Here is a 25,771-nt window from a genome sequence, read left to right as displayed (position 1 = left end):
CTGTGCTATGAGCGTAAGCTGCGCTTGTTGGCGACAACTACTATGTTCAACACAGTAACCCTAAACACTGCGTTTGAACAGACCACATCAATTACTGATCTTACTTTTCGTCGGTATGCGATTACAGCTTAAAGACAGGACCTAAATAGAATAAATGTTCAGAACAATGGAAGCGAAATCTGAATGCAAACTGGGGTACTAAAATTAATGAACGTGGGCGGCTTAGCTATTATGCGGTCGGTTTGTTTGTGCTTTGCAACTTGGTGCTTCTTTCCGACGGTATCAGTCGCATCTGACCTCAAAGTTGAGCACCACATCGGTAGCTCCCCCGAAGAGTTTCTTCCGTTTGAGCTTGGCTCTAATCTAGGTTTTCAGGGCGAACCGGTTTGGTTCAAAATTACACCACCAGAGGGCATCACTGCGTCCTCGCAAGTCTTGTTGGTGAGGCCAGTTCATTTAGACAGTGTGCAAGTGCGAGTGGGATCGCCGGAAGGCGTTGTGGTTTCTCGATTTGGTGATGTTATCACCTCAGAGCAAGGACTAATAAGCGATGGTTATTCGCTTATACTAGACCCCAAATGGTATGGCAAAGACCTGTATCTTGAGATTGAGACAAAGAACGTACTCCACCCCTGTCAATCGCAGAGCAATAAGGGACCAGATCGCGGCGTAAAAAGGGGCCACTGCGTTTGATGTTGTGTTGCGCTTTGGCGCGCGTGCTCGCCACAAAGCTGAAGCGTGCCAAAGCGCATGCTGGCCGTAGGGCCAGCATTTTCCGTCTTTGATTGTAGATGGACTATTGTCGGTTGTTGCGGCTGTGCTTGAGACGGTAACTCTCGCCATTCAGCTCAAGGATGTGGACGTGATGGGTCAAGCGATCCAGCAATGCGCCTGTAAGCCGCTCCGAGCCAAAGACTTCCGTCCACTCATCAAAGGGCAGGTTCGAGGTTATGATGATGGAACCTCGTTCGTAGCACTGGGACATGACCTCAAAGAGCAGTTCTGCGCCGGATTTACTGAGAGGGACAAAGCCCAGCTCGTCGATGATCAACAAGTTCTGGCTGGTCAATTGTTTTTGCAGCCGTTGCAATTTCCGCTCGTCCTGCGCCTCAATCAAATCATGAACCAGTGCGGCCGCCGTTGTGAAGCGTACCTTCAGCCCGCGTTGACACGCCGCCAATCCAAGACCCAAAGCGACATGTGTCTTGCCGGTCCCTGATGGCCCAAGGGCAATGATGTTTTCCCTGCGATCAACGTACTCACATCTCGCCAACTCCATTGTCAGCGGCTTGTTCAAGCTGGGCATGATCTTGAAGTCAAAGCTATCCAAGCTTTTGGTGCTGGGGAACTTCGCCGCTTTGATCCGGCGCTCAATCATCCGCCGTTCGCGGTCGATCAGCTCCATCTCACACAGGCGGGCCAAGTATTGGGTGTGGTCCTTATTCTCAGCAGCACAAATCTGCGCCTGTTTAGCATACTCTCCTTGGAACGTTGGCAGGCGCAACTTTTTGAGGTGATGTTGCAGAAGGATTTGAGGGGCTTCGGTCATGTCGCGGTTCCTCCCATCAGGCTCATGTAGCTGGCTGGACGTGTCATCCCCACGTTGGCCTTGGGCAGATACGGGTAGAAGTCTAAATCCAGTCGCGGGGGCCGCTTCTCAACACGGCACAAGACAAGATGCTTTACGGCATCATATCCAATCGCGCCCATATCAATGGCTTGGCTGATCGCACCCTGTATAACGTCCATCTCGAAGGTTTCCATGAGACGTAGGACCTGCACGTATTCCCGCTTACCAGGTTTACCCATGCGCGCCTCCAGCAATCGGTGCAAGGTTGCAAACACATCGGGTAAATCCCAACCCTGCAAAGGCGCAGCCTGATCCAAGGCACCCACCTTTTGCTCAAGCAAGGGCAAAAAATGCAACGGATCGAAGATCATATCCGCTTTTGCATATGACCTGTCAACGGCAGAGTAAAATTGGACCAAAGGGCAGCGCAAAATGTTGCCACATTGAAGGTGGCGTGATGAGGGTGCAGCCGTAGGCCAGCATCCGGGCGGCCGCGCTTGTCATATAGCTGGCGGTTGCCCGGATGCTGTGGCCCGTCAGGGCCAATCTGTGCTGATTGTGGTTTAGGTTTTGGGTGTTGCCTGACGCGCCTTGCTCTGGCCAAGGCGGTAGCTTTCGCCATTCATCTCAAGGATGTTGACGTGGTGGGTTAGGCGGTCGAGCAGCGCGCCTGTCAGGCGTTCTGATCCAAAGGTCTCGGTCCATTCGTCAAATGGCAGGTTGCTTGTGATCAGCGTGGATCCGCGCTCGTAGCGTTGGGAGATCAACTCGAACAAAAGCTCGGCCCCTGTTTTGCTCAACGGCACAAAGCCCAACTCGTCGATGATCAGCAGCCTGTAACCCACCATCTGCTTCTGAAGCCGCAGGAGCCTGCGTTCATCTCGGGCCTCCATCAGCTCGTGAACCAGCGCTGCAGCCGTGACAAAGCCGACAGACAGGCCTTTTTGACAGGCAGATAGGCCAAGGCCCAAGGCGACATGCGTTTTGCCGGTGCCTGAGGGACCGAGCGCTATGACATTCTCGCGCCGGTCAATCCATTCGCAACGCGCCAACTCCAGCACCTGCATCTTGTTCAAGGCAGGGATTGCCTTGAAGTCGAAGCTGTCCAGGCTTTTGACGGCCGGGAACTTGGCCGCTTTGATGCGCCGTTCGATCATCCGCCGTTCACGGTCGATCATTTCCAATTCGACCAAACGTGCAAGGAACTGAACATGGTCATGCCCCTCTGTGGCGCATTGCCGGGCCAGTTTGCCATATTCCCGCAACACTGTTGGCAAGCGGAGAGATTTGAGCCGGTGATCTAGTAGGATTTGAGGCGCTTGTGTCATGCGGCTTTCCCCCGCTTCATCAGGGACATGTAACTGGCCGCCGACGTCGTGCCAACATTGGCCTTTGGCAGATATGGATAGACATCCAGGTCCAGTTTGGGCGGTCGCTTCTCGACCTGGCACAAGACAAGATGCTTGATGGCATCAAAACCGATCGCGCCCATGCGCAGCGCATTTTTGACGGCGACATTCAGATCGGCCATCTCGAACGTTTCCAAGAGCCGCAAGACCTGCACATACTCGCGCCGGCCAGCCTTGATCATGCGGGCCTCCATCAAGCGGCGCAGGGTCGCAAAATCTTCTGGCAGTTCCCATGCGACCAGCGGAGCAGCTTGATCCAGAGCCCCGGTCTTTTGCTCCAACAGCGGCAGATAGTGAACAGGATCAAAGACCATGTCTTCGCGGTCCCAGCACCGCGGGTGGCGGGCGATCACATCGCCACCACAGCCAATGACGACCCGATCGACATAGCCGCGGACCCAGACGTCACGGTGGCCATAAGCAACGGGCACCGAGTAATCATTGGTTTTGTAGCGCACCAGGGATTGCGAGTTCACCTGGCCACTGGACTGATCGCAGGCATCAAATGGAGACGCCGGCAGATCCATCATCGCTTCAAGGTCGCGGGCCAGTCGTTGCCCGATGCTGTCGCCATGCCCGCGCAAGACATCCGTCTGGCGCTTGCGGCATTGCTCTTCCAGCCAGAGGTTAAAAGCCTCCCAGGTCGGGAACTGAGGCATCGGCACCATGAAGTTGCGCCGCGCATACCCGACCAGCCCCTCAACAGCGCCTTTGTCATTGCCCTTGCCGGGGCGACCATAACGATCCTGGATGAGGTAATGCGACAGGAACCCGCTGAACAGTTTGGTCCGTTTGCGCGAACCGCCCGGCAGGATCTTCGCAACAAGGCATCGGTCATTGTCATAAAGAACCGACTGTGGAACCTTGCCGAAGAAAGCAAAAGCATGGACGTGACCGTCAACCCAAGCTTCAGACACCGCCGCAGGGTAAGCACGCACAAAGCAGGCGTCACTGTAGGGCAAATCAAGTGCAAAGAAATGCGCCTTCTGCTCAACCCCGCCGATTACAACCATGGCTTCGCCGAAATCCGCTTGGGCGTGGCCAGGGGCATGGGCCAGCGGCACAAACATCTCCCGCCTGCGCCGGCCATGTTCCCGGACGTAATTCTTGACCGTCGTGTAGCCGCCCATGAAGCCATGCTCATCGCGCAGCCTCTCAAAAACCCGTTTGGCAGTGTGCCTTTGCTTGCGGTTCCGGTTGAGGTCGTCCTGCAACCACTGATCGATGAAGCCGGTGAACCCGTCCAACTTGGGCCGCTTGATCTGCGCCGTTCGTTGATATCCGGGCGGGACCGAAAACATCATCATCTTCGCCACGCTCGCACGCGATATCCCAAAATGGTTCGCTGCCGCCCGTTCGCTCATGCCGCCCCGACGCGCGAGGCGGACCTTCCTGTAAAGTTCCACGCTGAAAATACCCCCGCCCTCCCTGCAAACAGAAAGGGCCAAAGTGGCAAAGTTTTACTCTGCCCGCAGCAAGACAATCTCGCCACTTCCATGGCTCACTTTTGCATTGCCGTTCTCAGCAGGGCATTTATTCAGCTCTCATATCTATTTGCGCAAGCTTTCTGGCGGTTTGCTTGGTGTTTCGCACCTGGTCTAGTCACAGCGATAGCCAACTTCGCTCCCATTGGCTGCTAATCATTATTGCAGGGGCGGTTGCTTCAATTGGCAATGGCTTAGGTCACGCTATCTGGTACGGATCCCAATTGGACGCAACATGGATCACCCTTATGCTTGGGTTCTTCATCGGAGACGTGTCTGGATTGTTCTTCTTACTGCTGTTGTTAATAGCGTTCAACAAAGCAATACGTCAGCATGGCGCAAAGTCTTCATAAGCAGTCGATGGCAGGCGCGGTACTTTACAGGACTTTAAACTCGCCTCTCTTCTTGCGATCTGAATGTTTGAGTAATCCATGATCTAAAATGGCTTTTAGGCATCTGAAAAATGTTGGGCGCGATATTTGCCGCGTTAGCTGATGCTCTAAAATATCTCTCGTTTGAACAAGGCCGTCTTTGGATTTTGCAGCTTGAGCAGCAAGGTATATGCTTTTTTCGGGAGGAGAGAGTTTGTCGAGACCAATATCCTGTTCCATCTCGTCAAGCATCACGCGTAGGGTGACTATCTGGTCAATTATCATGGTTCTATAGTTCCAAATTTTGTTGGCACATCAAAAAAGAATTTAAAACACGCCAAAGCCATTACCAATTATGAGTACACACATATTATATTGAGATGTGATGGTTGCGTCAAATCGTAGAAATACGGTTGTGATGCTGCGGCCCAGTTATTGCCGATGAATTGTTTCTCTGTGTTCCAGGTGATGTTGTCCCAAAACTCCACCAACACAGTGTTAGCAACACAGCCACAGCCTATACTGTGTCCAACACAGCGAATCCGCAGTCAAAATAGTCAGCAACACGGCAAAAAGTGTGTTTATGGTGTGTTTTTGAATTACACAACTTTAGCGCGCATTGCGCTTGGCTAAGTCATTGTTTTTATTAGTAAAATTGGTGCCCAGGGGCGGAATCGAACCACCGACACGAGGATTTTCAATGTAGGTGGTGTAAATTATAGTATTATAATCAACGACTTATGTGGCGATATTTTTGGTGTGCGCGCAAGTGTGTTTTTGGTGTCATTTTGAGGGTAGGGCGGAAACACTGTGTTGAACATCATGAGTGATTGCTGTGCTGTTGATGCGTCAAGTGGGTAGCATTAATCGGTCTCCAATGGATAATCAGTTTTTTGTTTGCGCAAAAGGCTTAGGGAGTACCTGCCCAGCAAAAACCGATTGCCTTGGATATGTTTCACGAAGTCAGGTTTATTACTTTCGATGCCAGACAACACTTATGCAATTTCGCTGATAGATTGCCGTTTCCGTGTGCTACTATAGTTGGGATAATCCGGATACTTTGCTGCAATATTTTACACATTCTTTTTTCCGCGCAACGCTTCAAATACTGCTTGGGACTTGAGCTGGTCTTTAAAGCTCCGGAGCTTTGCCATTCTCGTATCCCTTCAAGAATTCATGCATCACCGCCAGCATCATGCATATTCAAGCCCACTAGATGAGCCAAACTCTGTATTGATTTGCGCAAGCATTGGCGCTAAGTCCCTAACGACTATAATTGATTGAGGGCGGAACAGGAGCGAAAATCTTTGCTCAAAAAGCGGGTGTAAATGTCTAGCATGGAACAAGAGCAGAAAATACATGCGATACTCAGACTAATCGCTTGCTTTGAAAACAAGCCGTTCATACTGAGCTACAACAAGCATACGTTGCACTGGAAGCACCCAATAACCAACGAAGGCATGCCTGATCCGGATTATTTAGTGTTTTCAATAGAGAAGGGTAATGTGCCATCCATTTGGTCTTTTCAAGGCGTGATAAATATTGAGTGTACGATCGAAAACTTTACCAACGCTAAGGTGACGGAGGATGATCTGATATTTTTGGAACAAGCATGCCGACACGCAGTGGTAAAAGTTCGGACGCGAAAGCAATGGATCCCTAAATGGTTCAAGTTTGGATATTGATCTTGGGTACAATGAGGCGAATGCATTCCTGTTGAGTGCACCGCAGTGCACGCGTGCCCCGGAAAAAATTAAGAGCTATCGACGGCCTACGATGCGATTCACTCCAGTGCCCCACTTTTGAAAAAGTTTGCCCTCTAGATATTCCTGAGCCGTGACGCTTTGGACAGTACTTTAAGATGTGCCTCGCCACTGGGAAGACAGTAAAAAGTCCGGAAGCCGCGATTTGAAAATGTCAAAGACGAAAACAACTGTTACTTATAGTCATCCTTTAGAGTACATTGCTATTATGGTCTTGTTTTCGTCTATATGAATGGCTGTCTTTCAGTCAGCGCTGTAAAATCTTGGCATGGTTAATGTCTCGTATAGTCGACCCACCGGTAGGCTATCACAAACGAGTACAAGAAGACCGAGATCGAGTTTGGCTAGATCTGGGCCACACTCACAGTGACACTTTAACGACAGAAATCACCCACCATCTCTGGCGAAGAGGGTTTGCAGTTCCTCCTACGACATAAGAAGCGGCGTCTTTATCACAAAGACAGCTCCATTATCTGGCAACGCCACACACACGAAAACCGCATCTGGGCGATAAATTTTGTTCATGTCAGGCTTAGCAATGGGCGCAGCTATAAGATGCTGACGATACTGGATGAGTATATCTGCGCGGCGCTCTGCGTAGCGGTGCGCCCCAGAATGGACGCAAACGATGTTCTTGATGAGTTGCACAGTCTTCTCATGAAGTATGGAAGGCCTGAGTTCATACGTTCTGACAACAGCCCGGAGTTCATAGCCGGGCATCTGCAGGGGGGGGTGTCGGCATCCAGCCGATGCAGGTCTACTCTGGGAGAACGGATATAATGAACGCTTCAACGAAACATTATGACGGGAGGTTCTAAATGCAGAGTAGTTCCACAGCACACGACAGGCGCAGGTCGCGATCAATATTTGACTTAAGCATTGCAATCGGATCAGTCCCCAACACGCATTAAGAATGCCCCCTCCGGCGCCTGAAGCCTTAATAGAGAAAACTAAAATTACTGGTACTGAAATTGGGGGCTAGGCATTATAGTCTTCTGCAGAAAACGAATTTTTTTCTATATGAATGGTTGTTAAATGCCAAATCTTAGACATCAAAGAGCACCAACGACTGTGAAGAAAAATATAATAAATCTGAACGCCTTGCCGTTGGTCACTAGGATCTTATACCTGTTTGAACAGGCAATTGCCCATTTGCTGTTGCCCTTTGTACCGTTGCTGATGCTAATACGATCGCGCAAAGAGCCTGTCCACTTTCGAAAACTGCTGGATCGTTTCGCACTTGGGGCGGTTGGTCATAGGTGTGCAGTCTGGATTTACGCCGCATCATTGGGAGAGACACGGGCGGCCAGCCCTTTGATCAGGCAACTTCGAGCTGAAGGCTTTAATGTGCTTTTGACTCATCAATCACCTTCGGGCCTCGCAGAGGGGGCGCGGTTGTTTGCCAACGATAGCGGCGTGTCCCAAGCATTTGTTCCGTTGGATTTATTTTGGGCCGTCCGTATTTTTCTGCGTCGGTTCCAGCCTATAGCATTGATCGTCATGGAAATCGAAATTTGGCCCGCCATGCTCATTGAAACGACGCGCAAGGGAATTCCGATCGCTATGGCGAACGGCAATCTCTTGGAGCAATCGATCGGCAATGGGCGAGGGCTGCGCAGCCATCTATTGAAATTGTACTTATTGTTCAGCCATATTTGCACACGAACACAAAACTACTATGATCGCTATATCCGCCTCGGAGTTGACCCATCGCGCGTGTCTGTGGTCGGAGAAATGAAATATGATCAGCTAATTGATCCTGCTCATCTCCGAATGGCCAAAACATTACGCACCAATTTTGTTGGGGGTGAGAGATTTCTCATGATTGCGTCGTCGGTTGAAGCTGAAGAAAGTTTGCTTTTGCCAATGGTTGAACGGCTGATTGCACAAGATTCAGGCCTACGGGTTCTTTGGGCACCTCGTAGTCCGCAGCGATTTCAGAGAGTTGCTGATGAACTTAGGTCAAAAGGGATTGCAGTGACTCTTCGCTCATCGCTGGGCCGTGCGATGGATGCCCCGATGCCACAAACGCGCGTCCTCGTTGTTGACAGTACGGGTGAGATGAATGCCTTTTATCCAGCGGCCGACCTAGTTTTTGTTGGCGCAAGCCTTGTCGATCACGGCGGACACAACATCATAGAACCCCTAGTGCTGGGCCGTCCGGTGGTGATGGGCCCATCGACGTATGGTGTCGATTTCGCAGCCGAGCCTGCTGGTCAAGCTGGTGCCTTTGAAAGCCTTCTGGACGCGTCTGCCCTAGAAGAGCGAATTGTGGAATTAATGGCGGATCAGGTTTCGCTCGCCCAGATGTCGGCGGCCTCAGTTGCTTTTGCAGCCGACAAAACCGGCGCTGCTAAAAAGACTTTACTAGTGATACATTCGTTGTTTGGTCCAATTGCCGAGGGTCAGTCCAAATGACCGTGAAGAAGAAAATCTTATGTGCAATCCCGCACAGCCCAGCATTTGACAGCTGTTTTCCTCTGCTGGAACGCTTGCACCAGCGTGGCCGCATTGAGCCATATGTTCTTCTTGGGCCGCGCCTCAAAAAAGTTGAACCTCGTGCCGAAATCGCACTCCGTAACGCCGGTCTGCGGTATAAAGCAGTGTCGCTATTGCGGTTGGAGGTGTTGTCCGCCATCGATATTTTGCGTGCTGATGCGGTTCTGACCCACTCCGACCCGCGGGCCTACGGTGGGAAATTTCGTCCACGGGATTCAGTTACGCTTGGATTGAAAAAGCCGACGATTTTCGTTCAGCACGGAATGGTGCAGGCCGGACTTCATTACGGCGGCTCAAAGCGGGTATGGGATTTTCACGCTGATCTGATACTGACGTGGAAGCCGCTACCTGATCCACATGCTACCTTTTTTGGAACGGACGTTGCAGACCGCATTCGTGTGACAGGACTGATCAAAACCAATCGCTTGGCCCGTTCCGCTGCATTCGCTGATCTGTCTCGTGAACTCAGCCATTGGCGACAACGTTTGTTGATTTGCCACAATTTTGGCTTTGAAAGTCCGCTTTACCCGATCAGCGCACAGCGCCGCGCATTCGATGAATGGGCAAATGTTGCCGATTCCCGCCCAGATACCCTGTTCATCGTGCGGTCGCATCGCGGCAAAAGCCATCCAGAAAATACGGCACTGGTAGAAAAATTGGTTCAGGGCCGACCCAACATCTTGTTGTCAGAACGCCATGCGGGGCTTATGCGCATGGCCACAATCAATGACGTCATGACTGTTGTGGATCGGGTCATCTCCCACCCGTCGACTGTAGTTCTGGACGCAATATATGACGACAAGCCAGTAGGCGTTTACAATAGCATCCAACCCGAATTGTCCTGTTTGCCCCGTGCCGAAACCGCTGCAGAGATAAGTGCCTTTTTGGATGATCCTAATGGCGCGCAGCACGCAGCACCCATCCGCGACTTATATGGAGAGGTTTCCGATAACCTTGACATTGCCGCGCATGAGGTTGAAAGCCACCTGATCAAGATGTAAACTAATAGCTAAAATTCCGCCGGGGCGGAGACTTTAAGATGGGACCTTATATGCTTGAAAATTCAACGATACTGGTAACAGGTGGCACCGGCTCTTTTGGCCATGCATTCACGCGCATGACGCTCGAAAAGTATAATCCTAAAAAGATTATTATCTTATCGCGCGATGAGATGAAGCAGTGGGAAATGGCGAAAATTCACGGGGCTGACTCGCGCGTCCGTTTTTTTATCGGCGATGTCCGCGATCGGGAACGTCTGTATCGTGCCTTTCGAGGTGTGGATTGCGTCATTCACGCGGCGGCAACGAAAATTGTGCCAACGGCAGAATATAACCCTTTTGAATGTGTTAAAACCAACATCAATGGTGCAATGAACGTGATTGACGCCGCAATTGATTGTGGCGTTAAACGTGTGGTTGCACTTTCAACAGACAAGGCGTCATCCCCAATCAACCTGTATGGTGCGACCAAGCTGGCGTCAGATAAGTTGTTTGTGGCGTCCAATTCATACGGCGGAGAGCATGGTACGCGAATGGCAGTTGTGCGCTACGGTAACGTCATGGGATCGCGCGGTTCGGTAATCCCGTTCTTTAAATCAATCAAGGGCAACGGCGTTCTTCCGATCACGGACCCACGCATGACACGTTTCATGATCAGTCTTGAGGACGGTGTTGATCTGGTCTGGCACGCGCTTAACGATATGGAGGGTGGTGAAATCTATGTGAAAAAGATCCCGTCAATGAAGGTTACTGATGTTGCCAGTGTGATTGCCCCCGATGCCAAACAGGTAACCGTCGGTATTCGTCCGGGTGAGAAGTTGCATGAACAGATGATCGGGCCGGAGGATGCGGCCCATACGTTCGAATACCCCGAACACTTCAAAATCCTGCCTGCGATCAACAATTGGTCTGACAGCCCAGCGCGCATCAAAGACGGTGTGAAAGTGTCCGAAGACTTCATCTATGCTTCCGACAGCAATCCTGAATGGATGACCGGCGCTGATTTGCAGGCTTGGCTCGATGAAAACGATGATCGAATAGGCCAGATTTAGTGGCCGCGTCGCCGGAGCAATTTTCGTCGCTGGCTGAGGTGTCGTTGACACTTGCGCTCGGACGATCGTTACGCATGATTTATTGTCCGGCGGGTCGCCCCCTATGGTTTGAATTGGCGCGCCTGTTAGCAGAAAAGGGCGTTGCTGAACCGGTTCTTTGGCTTGGCGACGGGGTGCACGACGCCAAGGCCAAGAACTCCTTTGCGCGGGCCGAGGTGATTTCGTTCAAGTCGATTAATTTTAAACGAAAGGTTCCCCCCCGGTTTTACGCAGGCCAATTCGACGCGTTTTGGACGAGTGCCGCGCTACATCAAACTCGTGATCACGCGATCAAGCTGATGGATCGCTCTGAGCGTTTTGGTGCAAGCCGTGGCCCAGAACGTGAGGCCTATTTTAACCAGCTGTGTTTTTGGGCAATGGAACGTGTCGCGCACAGCAAAGCAGACGTCTTGTTGATGTCAGAGAGCCCGCATTCGGCGCCAAGCTATATTCTGTATGCAATTGCGCGTTTCGCTGGGGTAAAGGTTTTAGTTTTTTCGGCATGGCCGCTCGCACCGGTGGTCACTTTGCGACAGGGGTTGATGCCGCCTGATCTGGATATAAATTCGTTAGAATTGCCGACCGAGGCAAAACGCGTAGAGGCTTTGGCGAAGTTTCGACCCATTATCGAAAGCTATATCGCCCGGTTCAATGATCCTGAAAACTACGAGTTCGTACCGCGCTATATGCAGATACAGGCTGGCCGTGATCCAACCTCGGGCAGTGGCAAGCGTATTTTTGCGCGCATCAAGTCACTATTGCGCTTGTTAAAACCGCGCATGGCCTACGGGGCCGTTGTTCGGGCGCGTTTGCGCCGGTCATTCAATCGCATGGCTGAAACGACCGCCCCGACAGGCCCATACGTCTACTTCCCGTTGCACTATGAACCCGAGCGCACAACCAACCCAGATGGTGGTGTCTTTCATGACCAGTTGCGCACTTTGGCGCAGTTGCGTGCATTCGTGCCGGCAAGTATTGCAATTTGCGTCAAAGAACACCCAAGCCAGTTCAATGCCCGTATGACCGGTCATCAAGGGCGCACCGCACGATTTTACAAAGCGGTTACTGCAATTTCTGGCGTACACTTGGTTGCGGAAACCTTGTCTTCTGCAACGTTGATCCTGAACGCGCAAGCGGTTGCCACGATCAGCGGCACCGTCGCGTTGGAGGCCGCGATCCTTGGGAAGAGGGGGCTTGTGTTTGGTGGTGCATGGTTTGATGGCTGCCCGAACGTGATGCGTTTCACTCAGGCGCTGGATTGGGAAGCATTTTGCGCCGCTGAACCATACGACAGCACAGAGATCGGCGACTGGCTCTATGATCGGCTAGAGGCATGTGGACTTCCGGGGTGCGTGAACCCCTCCAATGAAAAGTACTTTGCGGCGCATTATGCTGACGGATCGCAATTGAACTGCGAGGCGGAAATCCTTGCCGATGCAGTCGCAGCAACCCTAGCGCCGCGTAAGCTAGTAGTGTAAACTGCGAAAAAAGCGTTTCAAAACAAAAAACAAGGGGCGGTAAATGACCAACACCTTCATTCCCTACGGGCGGCAAAATATCACCGACGAGGACATCGAAGCGGTTGTTGAGGCCCTGCGGTCCGATTATCTGACGCAAGGCCTTCAAGTCCCGGCATTTGAACGTGAGCTGGCGCACATCACGGGTGCTGCGTATGCTGTCGCGCTAAATTCGGCGACCTCGGCTTTGCATGTGGCTTGTATGGCGCTTGATCTTGGCACAGGGGACTGGCTGTGGACCGTGCCGACGACATTCGTTGCTTCTGCCAATTGTGCGCTGTATTGCGGTGCCCAAGTTGATTTTGTCGATATTGATCCAACAACCTACACGATGTGTCCCGTCGCCTTGGAGGCTAAGCTTAAACAGGCGGATGCGGCCGGTAAATTGCCAAAAATACTCGTGCCGGTGCATCTGTGCGGGCAGTCCTGTGACATGGAAGCCATTTCACGCATCGCGCGCCGTTTTGGTGTGAAGATCATTGAGGACGCAAGCCACTCCATCGGAGCTCACCATCAGGGCCGACCTGTCGGTGATTGCCGATATTCGGATATAACAGTGTTTTCTTTTCATCCGGTCAAAATCATCACCACCGCAGAAGGGGGAATGGCCACAACGCAGGATGCCGGTCTGGCGCGCAAAATGGATTTGGCGCGCAGCCATGGTATAACGCGCGACCCAGATCAGATGACACATGCACCGGACGGGCCGTGGTATTACCAACAGATATCATTAGGCTACAATTACCGCATGACGGAACTGCAAGGCGCGCTCGGGCTGTCGCAGTTAAAGCAATTGCAAAATTTTCTCGCGCGCAGGCGTCAGCTGGCGGCACAGTATGATGATCTTTTGGCTGGTTTGCCGCTCACGCGCCCTGCGCAGCACCCTGACACGAACTCGTCTTGGCATCTTTACGTGGTGCGCGTCCCGGCTGAACGGCATACTGCCGTCTTTGAGGTTTTGCGCGCTGCCGGCCTCGGGGTGAACTTGCATTACATTCCCGTGCATACCCAACCATATTATCAAGCCATGGGCTTTGCCGCTGGGCAATTTCCTCATGCAGAATCCTATTACGCCGAAGCGATTTCAATCCCGCTTTACCCAGGTCTGAGTGACAGTGACCAAAAACGCGTGGTTCAGGAATTGACCAATGCGTTGGCGGATCAATAATGGCCGTTTGCGTCATCCCCGCGCGCGGCGGATCGAAGCGTATCCCGCGCAAGAATATCCTTTCGTTTCATGGCACTCCTATGATCGGTTGGTCTATCGCTGCGGCGCGGGACTGCGGCTTATTTGACCGTGTTGTTGTATCCACGGATGATGCAGAAATTTCTGACATCGCCCGTGATCTTGGGGCGGAAGTGCCTTTTTTGCGTCCCGACAATCTTGCGAACGATCATGCGGGCACGGTGCCTGTTATAACTCATGCGGTTGAGGCCCTCGCGCTTGATGACGATGTTGCCGTCTGTTGCCTATACGCGACGGCACCTTTCGTTCGGGCCGCCGATTTGGCGGAGGGTTTGCGCCTTTTGCAAGCCGGGGCTAGCTACGCGATGGCCGTGACACGATATGACTATCCGATCCAACGTGCCTTGCGACGGGGCGAAGACGGTGCCGTGTCCATGATCGATCCGGCGCAAATGCAGGTGCGAAGCCAAGACCTCGAACCTGCGTGGCATGATGCCGGTCAGTTCTACTGGGGGCGGGCGGCCACTTGGGCATCACAATTACCTGTTTTTGATCGTCGCGCGCACGGGGTTGGACTCCCCTCAAGTCGTGTGGTCGATATTGACACGCCCGAAGATTGGGAGCGTGCAGAGGCCTTGTTTCAGGTTCTGCAGCGATGAAGATTGCCTTTCGAGCCGATGCATCTGTCCAGATCGGTACGGGTCATGTGATGCGGTGTCTGACACTGGCCACCGAAATGTATCGGCGCGGGCATACCTGCTGTTTTGTGTGCCGTGATTTACCGGGGCACCTTAGCCAGATGATAGGTGATGCGGGCTTTGATCTGAGCGTGTTGCCCGCACCTGCGGCTGATTTCAAAGCGGACGATAACGATCCAGATCATGCCGCGTGGGCCGGGGTTCCGTGGGAACTGGACGCAGAACAAACCCTTGCGGCGGCGCAAGACGTCGATTGGTTGGTGGTGGATCACTACGCCTTTGACGCGCGTTGGGAAGCTGCCGCACGTTGCCAGGGCGCAAAATTGGCGGCCATTGACGACCTTGCCGATCGCCCGCACATTGCCGATCTTTTGCTCGATCAGAACCTTGGCCGGCGGTCCTCGGAATATGATGACCTGTTGCCACAGAAAGCCGAGCGGCTGATCGGGCCAAACTACGCCTTATTACGCCCTGAATTCGCCGCCCTGCGTGAGGCCGCTTTGGCAGGTCGCGCGGAGCGGGGAAATAAGGTTAAGACTGTGCTCGTCTCAATGGGCGGCGTTGATTTAGAAAATGCAACGGGGGCGGTTCTTAACGTGATTGGAGCGCAATCAGACCTTAGCATAACCGTGGTTATGGGCGCAAACGCACCCTCTCTGGACCTTGTTCAAGCACAGGCGGCGGCATGTTCTGGGCGTGTCGAGGTTATCGTTAACACGTCGGATATGGCAGGGCTTATGACAGATGCAGACCTTGCCGTCGGAGCAGCTGGCGGAACATCTTTGGAGAGGTGCGCCCTTGGATTGCCCTCGCTGGTTGCCGTTCTGGCCCAAAATCAGGTCGAAGCGGCGGCTGCGCTGTCGATTGCAGGTGCTGCAATTGAAATCGGATCTCCCCAGTCATCCGAATTTCCCGCAAGACTTGCGGATGCATTAAAACACACACAGGTTTTCGGAAATTTGAACACGCTTTCCCTGGCTGCTGCATCGGTTACCGATGGTCGGGGTGTTGCGCGTGTTGCGGACGCCTTAGAGTACCCGCTCGGGCTGCGCAGTGTGACCATGGATGATGCCGTGGCGATATGGCACTGGCGGCGCGCGTTGCCCATATCGCATTTTCGCACACAAGCAACGCCGTCTCTTCGTGAACATCTCTCGTGGTTCTTAGAAGCACTTGGTGACGCTCGTCGTCGCTTCTATGTTGTAGGTGATCCTTCAATCGCCCATCTGCGGTTGGATCTCGACGATACAGGACATGCCGCCGTCTCTATTATTCTTGCTCCGGATGCGAGGGGCAAAGGGTTTGGGCTACGACTTCTGTCGCTTCTCGCTAGTTCAGGCCGTGCTGAAGGTCTGTCTGCGCTAGTCGCCGAAGTTCATTCCGAAAACACCGCCTCGATTTCCTTGTTCCGAGCCTGTGGATATGTCGAGACAGGATTGGTTGACGGTTTCTACGGATTCAAGCTGACGTTATAATCACTTGTACATCGCGCCGTTTTACGACACTAGCTTTTGACAGGAGGCCGATATGACGGATTATCCAGAAATAAAAATTGCCGGACGATTTATCGGTCAGGCCCACCCACCCTATGTCATTTCAGAGTTGTCGGCAAACCACAACGGCAGCCTTGAGGCGGCTTTGCGCTTGATTGATGAGGCCGCAAAAACCGGTGCGGATGCTGTTAAAATTCAGACCTATACCGCCGACACCATCACGCTCAAATCGGACCGACCGGAATTTCAGATTACCGATGGGAAATGGGCGGGCCAAAGCCTTTATGACCTTTACGCCTCAGCCAATACCCCATGGGAATGGCATGCCGAAATGTTCGAGCGCGCACGGCAGCGTGGCATTACTATGTTCTCGTCGCCTTTTGATCCAACGGCGGTCGACCTGCTCGAGGATCTGCGGGCACCCGCCTATAAGATCGCAAGTTTTGAAGCCGTTGACCTACCGTTGATCCGCTATGTTGCGTCAACCGGTAAGCCGATGATAATTTCAACTGGAATGGCCGACGCAGACGAAATCGGAGAGGCGATTGCCGCCGCGCGAGATGGGGGCTGCAAAGAGCTTGCAATCCTGCGATGTGTGTCCGGTTACCCGGCTCCTGCAGGCGACTACAATCTTGCGACAATCCCTGACATGATGGCCCGTTTTGGCCTTGTGACAGGGCTTTCAGATCATACGCTTGATAATACCACTGCCATCGCCGCTGTCGCGCTGGGGGCGTCTATTATTGAAAAACACATGACTGAGGATCGCAACGGCGGTGGGCCAGACGATAGTTTTTCTTTGGAGCCGTTTGAATTCAAGCAGCTTTGTACCAGCGCTCGTAAGGCATGGCACGCTGTTGGAAAGGTTGATTACGGCCGTAAATCAAGTGAACTTTCCAACGTCACGTTTCGCCGGTCGTTGTACTTTGTCAAAGATTTGAACGCGGGCGATGTCATCAAAGAAGAGGATTTCCGCTCGGTTCGTCCTGGTTTGGGTGCGGCCCCGAAACTTGCAGACAAGATAATTGGCATGCGGGTCGGTGACGCCGTTAAAGCGGGAACACCAGTACAAATTGATCTGCTGTCAAAGTGACCCCATGTGCCGGATTAGGGCCTGTGGACATTCGGGGTTCCCATTGGAAAGGACAATTGCATTTTTTGGAATCGGTCTTCACCTTCCGCCCAGAAGTGATTGTCCCAATTGGCGCTGACTTTGTGACAGACACAAACAAGCGCTTTAGCATTTGAACTATGCCTGCAGATGCCTTGAGCAACCAAAAAGCAGCTGACGCACTGTGTTCAGTATTTGTGTGCTTTAAGCTTAAAACGCAGCGTAGCGCAGTAACCCTAGTTGCTCGCTACACTGAGCGCTGACGCAACGTGGTCACCGCCTATAGCCTGCGCACAGACGGCGTATGACGCCACAATGTTCAGCTGCTGGATATTGGCCCCTGCGCGCCTTGCGGCTTGAGCCTGTCGTAGTCCGCCTGTGATGTTGCAGTTGATAGGGCTGAGGGCATGCCGCCACCTGCAGCGTCTGGCGCAGCCTGTTGTGGCTTGGGCGCATTGGGCTTTGGAACAGGTGGAGCTGCAATAGCTTTACCCATACGTGACTTTGGCTGCTTCTTAGCTTTGACGTCGCCACCTTTGAGCCGTGTCTCAAGCTTGTTGGCCAAGAAGCTTGTGGTGTTTGCAAAGATCTTAATGTCCTCAATGGCTTGATCTAGCTGAACGCTTCCTGAAGCCTTCTCAATCACATCAATCAGTCGGCGTAGTTCCTCGCGGTCAGTCATGTGCGCCCCCAGTTAACAGGAGTAGGGTTAGTAAAAGGCCACCCCAAAAGCGTAAGTACTTCCCTACAAAAAACTGCAGCGCAGATTTTTGCGGCTGCAAGGGAAATTTCGGATGAGACACGTCATAAATGACGTTGCAATGCTTAAACCGCATTATACCGCCATCCGTTCTGGCGCGCGCCACACTGCCTCTGACTGATCAGCTATAGCCCTGTCACAAAGTGCCTTAAGGTTTGCCAAGCGCTCACTCCACGCTTGATGCTGTTGCTGATCACTAGCCGCCAATCGCGCTGCATAATACCCAAGCTTACTTGAGCAGATGCTCAGCGTGCCCACACTAGGTTCGGTGTTATGATAGCGCAGCACGCGGATATAGCCCTCACTGCGTCCCAGCCAGCTGTGACAGAACTCTGGTGTATTCTGCACGATGCCTGTTGCGATCAACTCATCTCGCATGTGTTCTAATAGTCTTATGCTCATCCAATCCTCCAATGCGTTGTTTTCATTGTATTTATCTCAACGCTGACGAGCTGACGCAGCTTTACCAAGAACGTGTGCCATAGATTGCCGCACTACCATTTCTGCCCCGTTTTGCGCCTTCGTTGATAAATAAACATGGAGGTCCGCAATGGGATTTGAGCAGCGCAAACAAGAACGACAGGCATTGGTACAGCACCTGCTGGCGCAAGACTGGGATTTGTTTGGTACGCTCAAGTTCGTGAATGGCCGGACCATTGGCAGGCATAGCGCCAATAAGCTCCTGCGCAGCTACTGGAATAAAGTGGACCGCATTATCTACGGCAAAGCCGCTGAGCGTCAAAACATGCGCGTGCCACGCTGGTGCTTTGCACATGAGGGCGCTGACCACGAGAACTTCCACATCCACTTCGTAATGCCAAGTCTACTGCAGGACACAGAATACATATGCTGTGTGTTGAACGCTGTGTGGGCCCAGCATCACACTCAAACAGCACCGCTGGCAAAGAACTGGATCATGCCAGTTCAAGACCGCGCGGCGGTGACGAGCTATGTTACCCACGAGTATTGGCGCATGGGCAGTGACACCATCTCAGATGATCTTTGCTGGAATGCAGAGCAGTCAAATCCGCTTCCACAGCACACATTGAATGAGCACTACACCCAACAACAGGCACAACGCATTACACGGGCAGCCAGCCCACTCTGGCTACAGCAGGCACAACAGGCATTAAACACACAACAGGCACAATATGAGGCAAGCGGTGATTTGCAGATGATGGAGCGTGGCTAAGCCCCTTCGCGCAGCAAACACCTGAGCAGGTAGAACAATGTAATGTCGTAGGTTCAAAACCTTGGCACATCCTTGTTCACGAGCTGTTGTTCGAACTAACGAAGGTTCAAAAGAACACATAACATCAACAAAAGCTCAAACGAACTTGATCAAACAGACAGAGACATAAGAGCTAAACACAGCGTCAGCGGAGCAAACCGTTAGACGCTTTTTTTGTGGGCGTAGCTTCGGTGTGTGTGCGCTGCCTTTTATAGCCCGATCACTAAGCGCAAACATATGTGACCAATGCTGCACTTATCTGTGCATTACCCGACAATTCAATATTATCACATAAATTCAGATACTTGAATGTCTTTTCGGTCGTCCAGTGTTTCATTTGAACATACGCTTTAGCTGTAACCAAACAGGGAGAAGCGCACATGACACATTTGGCAAAGCTTACATTCAAAACAGTTGATCGCAGCACCAAACGCGATCCCATCATTGCACGACGCGACAAACTTGTGGCGGGGCTCAAAGAACAAAAGCTGGTGCATGCCGCCGCACTCAAGAAGCAAGATCACCGGGTTGAGCGGCACAAGTGGATGACCAACGACATGGGAGAGCGTGTGCTGGTCAAAACTCATCGTCGCATACGTCCATGGTTCTTTGAACAAGACAGTGGTTGGTATGTGCAGTGTCGTTATGGAGCACGTGTGATTGCAGCTGATGGCACCAACAACGCGGTGTTTGTGAAGTCATTAGATGAGGTGGCTGCTGTTCTAGATGCATTCCTCAATGCAGCAGCTGCAGGGGAGCTGGATGGGGCCATCACCCGAGTAGCAGAGCGGCAACCACGCATCAAACCCGGGGCGGCCAAGGCAGCAGCAAATGCCTGACGCAAACACAGCTAAAATAGCAGCACTTAATGATCGGGCGCGGCAGCGTCTTGATCATTGTCGCTGGATACTCACTCAGGGCGTATTGTCTTGCGATCCACTCACAGTTGCTGAGCTGTTAATCACTGTAGAGGACTTCGATGCCTTTACACCAGACAACGACCCATATGCGGAGCATGACTTTGGAGCCATCAGGCTGAACGGCAACACGTTCTTTTGGAAGTTTGACTATTACGATCTAGACCTGCAGATGCATTCGCCTGATCCAAGCGATCCTGCCGTGACTGCACGGGTGCTTACCGTCATGTTGGCAGATGAGTATTGAGATCACTTACGGATCAGTCCAACACAAACACAGTAAATCTGCCCTACAAAAAGTCAGCACTGATCTCTGCGCCAGCAGCACAAATGCAACTCAAACACAGTGATTAGGTTTAGAGTTCAAACACAGTGTTTCGATTTACTGCGTCAAACATACATGTTGCAAACACTGTGTTTGCCATTTTTGCCAAACATACTAAATCCAAACACAGTGTTTGCCTTATTACACATTAATATCAATGACTTAATTTTTACCGACGCAAGGCTTTGGGGAACTCTCCGCGCCCAACGTTGTCAATATACTGCTCTGCCGTGCGCAAATATCGGTTGGTTCGGTTCGCAATGCTCGTGCGCGCTTGCTTGTTGTGGGCATCCGCTTTGATTGCGGCGCGTGTGCGCGTTTCACCATATTTAGGTGGGGCCAGAATGTTGGCTTTGAAGCCAGCGAGCACGCCTAGATCATATGCAGATGTGTCAGGGTATGCACAGCGCAAATCCCAAACAGTCAAAACCTTGTGCAGCGTATGCGCAGAAACATTTGTGTAAATTGGATATTTTGCAGACGAGGTTTGTTTGGGTGGAGCCACGGGCATGATCGCATGCGCGTGCATGTGAAGGGCTTTAATCTCTTCCTGAATCTGGCTCAGCGGTCTTTTGGGGTCAATATGATACAATAAAGTGGAGTTCAAAGGATCTGCGCCAACCTGTTCAATCAACGCTGTCTTTTCTGCAAACAGCCCTTGATGGCACTGCCACCACGTTAAAAAATCACTTTCAAAAATATCGCCGAAGTCTTGATAGAGGCCAGCAAGCTCGCCGTGGCCCGATGTTGCGCAAGTGCGTTGATAGTCTGCGTTGCGCATCAAAAAGGCCCACCACCAATAATAAATGGACGTTTTGTAAGGTTCAGCGTCTCGATATGGCAGATTGCGTCCTCCTCGAAACCTTCGCCGTGACGCCATGTGAATAATTGGTGGCGCTGTCTTGAAGCTCAGTACGTGCCGCGTTGCATTGGCCTGGTTTGTGACCATGACTCCATCTCCCTCCGGTGGAACATGGAGTCAAAACTAGCCAAATCTTCCAACTATAACAGTCTCAATCTGATGGTTTTAATATCAGCATATTGTGCAGCACAGCCACTGGCTGCTCAATTTCCTCAAAACCCAGATGCAAACACATGAGCCCATACGGGTGCAATTATTGATGAAGGAGACCATTATGTCTGTTCAAAACGACCTCAAAAACAATATCCAAAAACGCCTTGATGCTATGCATGCGGCACGGGTGACATGGGAAGAAGGCACGCTGCGTGCTGCCAACGAAGAGCTCTACGCCATTCTTGAAGGTGTCTATGCGCTTTACGCTGAGCTTAAAGCTGAAGTGGGCAAACGCCGCGCATTTACAGCACTGCTCACAGATTTGGAGATCAAAACCCAAGCCAATACCAGCCTTGCATTAAAGGTAGTGCGCTACGTCTTTGCAGGGCAAGGCCGCCGTGAAGTTGCCTACTCAAGTGTCATATCAATCGCTCACGACATGAAGGGGCCAGAACAGAGCTTCACCAGCTATGTGCAAGAATGTGGTGGCATTGAAGAAGTGCGCCGCGTGCCCAAATCCACAAAATCAGCAACCATGTCCAAAGAGGATTTTAAGAAGCTGGCGCTTGAGGGTCTGCAGGAAGTGCAAGTGGGCGTGAGCACGTTTGACCTGCCAACGTTCATCCAGCCAAACACAGATTACGAAGAAGACTATGCGGTTGCGCTGGTACGCTGCAATGACAATGGCACAGGCACGATTGTTTACGGGTGCAACGAAGCGGGCATCATTGACGCTGTCTTGGTATCATCGGGCAAAGACTTGGATGAACGCGCTCAAGAAAGCCTCGCCAAGCTTGACGCCGGTGATCTGGCAACCAAGCGTGCACGTGATGTGCGTGAGTTTGCGTCCAAAATGATCCGCGTTGGATCCGGTGCACAAGTCAGCGTGTCAGGCGGTGGAGTGCGCACAAACGGCGCAGCAACTCATACCTATGGATAAATCTAACGGTGAGTGGGGCAGTCATATCTTGCCCCACTCCATCTACATGCATCCAAAGGAGCTGAGCATGTCATTTGATCTTAAACACTTACCGCGTAGCTTTGACGATTTGGTCATTGCGGACCCGCTCAATGCCAGTGTTATTCGCTCATATTGTGAGCTGCCACCCGCTAAGCCTTTGTTGCTTGCAGGCCCACCAGGTGCAGGCAAGACAGAAGCGGCACGTGTGATCGCTCACAGTTACTTGGAGCATCACAATATTCAACACATGCAGTGGGAGTTTAATGCTGCCAGCCTTGGTAAAGACTATGAAGCCAAGATCATGTCTGAGGTAAACTATCAGATGTTTGGCAATCCTGACAAAGCCATGATCGTCATCAACGAGATTGATGAGATGGACTTACGCACAGTGCAGCCCAAGTTCCGCGAGTTCATGGACGCCAAACGTCATCTTATCCGCTTTGTGGCCACCACGAACCACAAGAGCCGCATTATGGGTGCCGTGCTCAGCAGGTTCCGCATGATTGACCTAGACCCGCCCAGCAACTTCGATTGGGTTGATCGTGCCAAGGCTATCTTGGAAGCCGAGGGGCTAACTCCGGCAAGAACCGATGTTGAGCAGATGCTGCAGAGCTTTCAAGGCAGCGCACGGGACTTGATCGACTTACTCGAAGAGACGGTTATAGCCAGCAAGGCGTTAGCGCCATGACCAATGCTTTAGACACATACAACAAATGCATCGCAGCGCTTCATCTAACCTGTCAGATCGCCAACGAATATGATGTGCGGTTGTGGCATATTGTTGAAGAGCACGTGCCAGCTTCACATGCTGACCTTGATAGCTGTGATTACGCCTGTGAGCTGGACAGCGCTGTTTCAAAGATACCTTTTGACAGCAAAATCATTTTAAGACCCCACAGCCTCATGCAAAAGATCGATGAAGAGGTTTATCTTGTAAAGCTGCAGTCGACGTTTCGCTTTGCTGATAACGTTCATGACTACTTTACCCTCAACGGCCGTTCAGCACTATTTGACGGTTCGTTGGAAGAGCTGACAGCGACATATACAGCGCCAGCTGTTGTCTTGGGCGCATTGGACCATGCCCTTTATGTTTCTAACAAAGCTGAACTCAAAGACTTCGGATTGGCTGGCTTCTATGAAAGCCACCTTCGCGACCTTGCAGAAGAGCGCTTTGCTGAGTTCGCAGCGCTCCTGCCTTGGCTTGAGCATTTTTGGACACGGCTGAGTGCGTTGGAGGCAGAACCTCAGTTTGCACATTTAGTACAACAGCTGCAGGTGATCTTGCCCGCCATCGATCAAGTGCACGTCTATGACTTTGCCAAGTACAAGCTGCTGCTGCAGATGGCGGGGAATTTTTCTCCCTTAGTCAATCATCTGCAATTGGCAAAGCAGCAAGTCGCTGTGAGCACGCCATGAAGGCTTTAACTGCGCAGTTTTGCTTGAGCTGAACGGCAGAGCTTAAAACCTCATAGAATGCATATTGTATGAGATTATTGCGTAAGTCATTGTAAAACATAGACTTCAGGAAAGGCGTCTTTCCGGTAGGAAGACCAATATCTCAGACTTTATGCTCAAAGCTAACAAATGCTTAGGTTTTGAGGAGATAGCGCCATGCGCCAAGCACAGACACTCAATGATGCGCAGCTGCGCAGGGTTATACAGTACTGTCGCAGTCGTCGTCATCCAACACGGGATGAGACTATTATACTGACGAGCTTCTACGCAGGGCTGAGGGCCAAGGAGATTGCAGCGCTCACTGTGGGCAATGTGTTTGATGAAACGGGCAACGTGCGTGAGCAGTTTATACTTACAGCCGAGCAAAGCAAAGGCGGGCACACACGCACGGTGTATCTCAATCAGCGCTTACGCAAAGCTCTGCTGGAGTACAGCGCATCAATCCGCACAGCCAAGCCGCATCATGCGTTGTTTGAGAGCCAAAAAGGTGGGCACTTCTCAGCCAACACCATGTGCCAGCTGTTTCTCGACATCTACAAAGCGGTAGGGCTCAAGGACGCTTCAAGCCATTCGGGAAGACGTACTTACATCACGCGACTGGCAAACAAAGGCGTGGGGGTGCGGTTGCTGGCCGAGTTGGCGGGGCATAGTCACATAAGCACTACCCAGAGATATATCGATGTGAATTCTGAGCAGCTTAGCCAGGCTGTGGAGCTGCTGTAGGCGCTTTCGGCCCATACCGGCCATTCGGTTTAGTTGCAGCGAAGGCCCGGTTGTCGCATTTTCCCGCTGTAAGATTACCGTGGCGTCTTGGCCGAATGGCTGAACCATCATGAAAACCGCCCTGTTTGCACGACCGTCGCGACCGGCCCTTACCGGACGTTGGTGAGGCGCGCAGCTGAAGGCAGGTTCGAGCCCAACTTCATCCGATGCCGCACCCGGAACTTATGGCAGCAGTTGCGCCAAGAGCGGACGCTAGTGAGTTGGAAAGACGACGAGCAGCAAATTTCTTCAAACCTCGGCAATGGCCTGCGTGATGCTCATTCGGAACCAGTGGGTTTTGACTATTTGGACGGCCGCAGAGCCTTGCCGCGGTCACCTACAGATAACCTTGAAAAAAGCGCTGCCGCGCACCTGACTGGCTTTGCAAACCGCTTACGCCTGGCCGTGCCGTAGCGAAATTGGTGGCTCGCCGTGATGTTTCCTGAACGCGCGTGAGAAGCCTTCGGAAGAGACGAACCCATAACGCCGCGCAACCACGTCCACCCTATGGCCCTTAATGATGTCCTGCCGGGCCAGGGTCAGCCTCCATCGGCGAAGATAGGCCGCGGGCGGTTCGCCTACGGCGGATAGAAACGACTCGGCGAAACGGCTTCGCGACATGCCGGCGAGTTGTGCCAGGTCCTCGGTGCGCCAAGCCTGTCCCGGCCTGTCATGCATGGCGACGATGGCCCGGCTGAGACGCTGATCGGAGAGACCGGCGAGAAGACCCGGTTGTGTGGATCCCGCCTCGATCTGCGCTCGCATCATCCGCACGATCAGGACCTCGCCAAGACGGTTCAGCACCGAGTCCACGCCGCACCGCTGCCCGGCGATCTCGGACTGCATCATGCGCACAAGACCGACGCCATCGGGATCGGCGGACATGTCGATATCAACCGTATCGGGGAGCGTCGTCAGGAAGGGATTGTGCAAACCACTCCAATCGACATGCGCCCAAAACAGCACCGGTCTTTCAGAAGGGGGAAAGCCCGTGCCCCGCGTCCGGAAGCAAGCCCTCTGGGGCGTGCCGTCCAGTGCTGTGTGCACGACAAGATTCGCATCCTCGGGCACCGCTGACGAAACAGTCAGCTTGAATTTGTCGATCAGGGTAGTGAGGCGGTCATGTCGTTCCATTTGGGCGTTTTGGTCCGATTT

The 25,771-nt window shown here is 52.3% G+C and carries 25 protein-coding genes and 1 pseudogene; 17 read left to right on the top strand and 9 right to left on the bottom strand.

Annotation, left to right across the window (positions count from 1 at the left end):
• Positions 1–796: 796 nt before the first annotated feature.
• The 5 genes and pseudogenes from istB (IMCC12053_RS14390) to IMCC12053_RS14370 form a co-directional block, all read right to left on the bottom strand.
• Positions 797–1,549: an IS21-like element helper ATPase IstB gene (gene istB, locus IMCC12053_RS14390; protein WP_062220237.1), complete on the bottom strand. Its 753-nt coding sequence runs from the start codon at positions 1,547–1,549 to the stop codon at positions 797–799.
• Positions 1,546–1,962 (bottom strand): annotated as a pseudogene (locus IMCC12053_RS14385) (IS21 family transposase); the annotation flags it as partial. The gene istB (IMCC12053_RS14390) and the pseudogene IMCC12053_RS14385, both read right to left, overlap by 4 nt.
• A gap of 171 nt (positions 1,963–2,133) precedes the next feature.
• Positions 2,134–2,898, bottom strand: coding sequence for an IS21-like element helper ATPase IstB (istB, locus tag IMCC12053_RS14380; protein WP_062214769.1), 765 nt, complete (start codon positions 2,896–2,898; stop codon positions 2,134–2,136).
• A complete protein-coding gene (gene istA / locus IMCC12053_RS14375; protein WP_062214764.1) occupies positions 2,895–4,385 on the bottom strand; it encodes an IS21 family transposase in 1,491 nt (496 codons plus the stop codon). Before istA ends, istB (IMCC12053_RS14380) begins: the two co-directional genes overlap by 4 nt.
• A gap of 455 nt (positions 4,386–4,840) precedes the next feature.
• On the bottom strand, positions 4,841–5,119 hold the full coding sequence (locus IMCC12053_RS14370) for a hypothetical protein (protein WP_062220232.1): 279 nt from the start codon (positions 5,117–5,119) through the stop codon (positions 4,841–4,843).
• Positions 5,120–6,162: 1,043 nt separating this feature from the next.
• Between IMCC12053_RS14370 and IMCC12053_RS14365 the strand changes: the two genes are divergently transcribed.
• The 10 genes from IMCC12053_RS14365 to pseI all read left to right on the top strand — a co-directional run bounded on the left by IMCC12053_RS14365 (position 6,163) and on the right by pseI (position 17,172).
• On the top strand, positions 6,163–6,519 hold the full coding sequence (locus IMCC12053_RS14365) for a hypothetical protein (protein ID WP_062220230.1): 357 nt from the start codon (positions 6,163–6,165) through the stop codon (positions 6,517–6,519).
• A gap of 492 nt (positions 6,520–7,011) precedes the next feature.
• Positions 7,012–7,377, top strand: coding sequence for a DDE-type integrase/transposase/recombinase (locus IMCC12053_RS16245; RefSeq protein WP_074906424.1), 366 nt, complete (start codon positions 7,012–7,014; stop codon positions 7,375–7,377).
• A 291-nt stretch (positions 7,378–7,668) separates the two neighbouring features.
• Positions 7,669–9,015 carry a 3-deoxy-D-manno-octulosonic acid transferase gene (locus tag IMCC12053_RS14355; protein WP_074906427.1) on the top strand — a complete coding sequence of 449 codons (1,347 nt, stop codon included), beginning with the start codon at positions 7,669–7,671 and terminating at the stop codon, positions 9,013–9,015.
• A complete protein-coding gene (locus IMCC12053_RS14350) occupies positions 9,012–10,097 on the top strand; it encodes a hypothetical protein (RefSeq protein WP_062220223.1) in 1,086 nt (361 codons plus the stop codon). The genes IMCC12053_RS14355 and IMCC12053_RS14350 overlap by 4 nt, the downstream gene beginning before the upstream one ends.
• 50 nt (positions 10,098–10,147) lie before the next feature.
• The gene (gene pseB / locus IMCC12053_RS14345; protein WP_062220221.1) at positions 10,148–11,146 is read left to right on the top strand and encodes a UDP-N-acetylglucosamine 4,6-dehydratase (inverting); all 999 of its coding nucleotides are present in this window, start codon (positions 10,148–10,150) and stop codon (positions 11,144–11,146) included.
• Between the two features lie 74 nt (positions 11,147–11,220).
• Positions 11,221–12,663, top strand: a complete 1,443-nt coding sequence (locus IMCC12053_RS14340) for a capsular polysaccharide export protein, LipB/KpsS family (protein WP_143090044.1) — start codon at positions 11,221–11,223, stop codon at positions 12,661–12,663.
• A 43-nt stretch (positions 12,664–12,706) separates the two neighbouring features.
• Positions 12,707–13,870 (top strand): UDP-4-amino-4,6-dideoxy-N-acetyl-beta-L-altrosamine transaminase, encoded by a 1,164-nt coding sequence (pseC, locus tag IMCC12053_RS14335; RefSeq protein ID WP_062220217.1) that lies wholly within the window; start codon positions 12,707–12,709, stop codon positions 13,868–13,870.
• The gene (pseF, locus tag IMCC12053_RS14330) at positions 13,870–14,547 is read left to right on the top strand and encodes a pseudaminic acid cytidylyltransferase (protein WP_062220215.1); all 678 of its coding nucleotides are present in this window, start codon (positions 13,870–13,872) and stop codon (positions 14,545–14,547) included. Before pseC ends, pseF begins: the two co-directional genes overlap by 1 nt.
• The gene (gene pseG / locus IMCC12053_RS15635; RefSeq protein WP_074906430.1) at positions 14,544–16,061 is read left to right on the top strand and encodes a UDP-2,4-diacetamido-2,4,6-trideoxy-beta-L-altropyranose hydrolase; all 1,518 of its coding nucleotides are present in this window, start codon (positions 14,544–14,546) and stop codon (positions 16,059–16,061) included. Before pseF ends, pseG begins: the two co-directional genes overlap by 4 nt.
• A 52-nt stretch (positions 16,062–16,113) precedes the next feature.
• Positions 16,114–17,172: a pseudaminic acid synthase gene (gene pseI / locus IMCC12053_RS14320; RefSeq protein ID WP_062220211.1), complete on the top strand. Its 1,059-nt coding sequence runs from the start codon at positions 16,114–16,116 to the stop codon at positions 17,170–17,172.
• A gap of 337 nt (positions 17,173–17,509) precedes the next feature.
• Here the strand turns inward: pseI and IMCC12053_RS14315 are convergent, their stop codons facing one another.
• On the bottom strand, positions 17,510–17,872 hold the full coding sequence (locus tag IMCC12053_RS14315; RefSeq protein ID WP_062220209.1) for a hypothetical protein: 363 nt from the start codon (positions 17,870–17,872) through the stop codon (positions 17,510–17,512).
• A gap of 153 nt (positions 17,873–18,025) precedes the next feature.
• Positions 18,026–18,328: a DUF6626 family protein gene (locus IMCC12053_RS16240; RefSeq protein ID WP_417903499.1), complete on the bottom strand. Its 303-nt coding sequence runs from the start codon at positions 18,326–18,328 to the stop codon at positions 18,026–18,028.
• Between the two features lie 172 nt (positions 18,329–18,500).
• Here IMCC12053_RS16240 and IMCC12053_RS14305 point away from each other — a divergent pair, with 172 nt between their 5' ends.
• The 3 genes from IMCC12053_RS14305 to IMCC12053_RS14295 all read left to right on the top strand — a co-directional run bounded on the left by IMCC12053_RS14305 (position 18,501) and on the right by IMCC12053_RS14295 (position 20,345).
• Complete coding sequence (locus IMCC12053_RS14305; protein ID WP_062220207.1) at positions 18,501–19,142, top strand: hypothetical protein; 642 nt, start codon at positions 18,501–18,503, stop codon at positions 19,140–19,142.
• 419 nt (positions 19,143–19,561) lie between these two features.
• The gene (locus tag IMCC12053_RS14300; protein WP_062220206.1) at positions 19,562–20,020 is read left to right on the top strand and encodes a hypothetical protein; all 459 of its coding nucleotides are present in this window, start codon (positions 19,562–19,564) and stop codon (positions 20,018–20,020) included.
• Complete coding sequence (locus tag IMCC12053_RS14295) at positions 20,013–20,345, top strand: DUF3768 domain-containing protein (protein WP_062220203.1); 333 nt, start codon at positions 20,013–20,015, stop codon at positions 20,343–20,345. Before IMCC12053_RS14300 ends, IMCC12053_RS14295 begins: the two co-directional genes overlap by 8 nt.
• 247 nt (positions 20,346–20,592) lie before the next feature.
• Here IMCC12053_RS14295 and IMCC12053_RS14290 read toward each other — a convergent pair whose 3' ends face one another.
• Positions 20,593–21,204 carry a hypothetical protein gene (locus IMCC12053_RS14290; protein WP_074906433.1) on the bottom strand — a complete coding sequence of 204 codons (612 nt, stop codon included), beginning with the start codon at positions 21,202–21,204 and terminating at the stop codon, positions 20,593–20,595.
• 355 nt (positions 21,205–21,559) lie between these two features.
• Between IMCC12053_RS14290 and IMCC12053_RS14285 the strand changes: the two genes are divergently transcribed.
• From IMCC12053_RS14285 to IMCC12053_RS14270, 4 genes are all read left to right on the top strand, one after another.
• Entirely contained in the window at positions 21,560–22,378 is an 819-nt protein-coding gene (locus tag IMCC12053_RS14285) for a hypothetical protein (protein ID WP_062220199.1), read from the top strand.
• Positions 22,379–22,445: 67 nt separating this feature from the next.
• Positions 22,446–23,087: an ATP-binding protein gene (locus IMCC12053_RS14280; protein WP_062220198.1), complete on the top strand. Its 642-nt coding sequence runs from the start codon at positions 22,446–22,448 to the stop codon at positions 23,085–23,087.
• On the top strand, positions 23,084–23,815 hold the full coding sequence (locus IMCC12053_RS14275; RefSeq protein WP_062220196.1) for a hypothetical protein: 732 nt from the start codon (positions 23,084–23,086) through the stop codon (positions 23,813–23,815). The genes IMCC12053_RS14280 and IMCC12053_RS14275 overlap by 4 nt, the downstream gene beginning before the upstream one ends.
• Positions 23,816–24,010: 195 nt before the next feature.
• Entirely contained in the window at positions 24,011–24,577 is a 567-nt protein-coding gene (locus tag IMCC12053_RS14270) for a tyrosine-type recombinase/integrase (RefSeq protein WP_062220194.1), read from the top strand.
• Positions 24,578–25,009: 432 nt separating this feature from the next.
• On the opposite strand, the gene IMCC12053_RS14265 is transcribed toward IMCC12053_RS14270, so the two are convergent.
• Positions 25,010–25,750, bottom strand: coding sequence for an AraC family transcriptional regulator (locus IMCC12053_RS14265; protein WP_062220192.1), 741 nt, complete (start codon positions 25,748–25,750; stop codon positions 25,010–25,012).
• Positions 25,751–25,771 lie beyond the last annotated feature (21 nt).

This window comes from Celeribacter marinus, assembly GCF_001308265.1.
In the GTDB taxonomy this organism is placed as follows: domain Bacteria; phylum Pseudomonadota; class Alphaproteobacteria; order Rhodobacterales; family Rhodobacteraceae; genus Celeribacter; species Celeribacter marinus.
The sequence above is the reverse complement of the archived record's forward strand: the minus strand, read 5'-3'. Positions and strand labels throughout refer to the sequence as shown.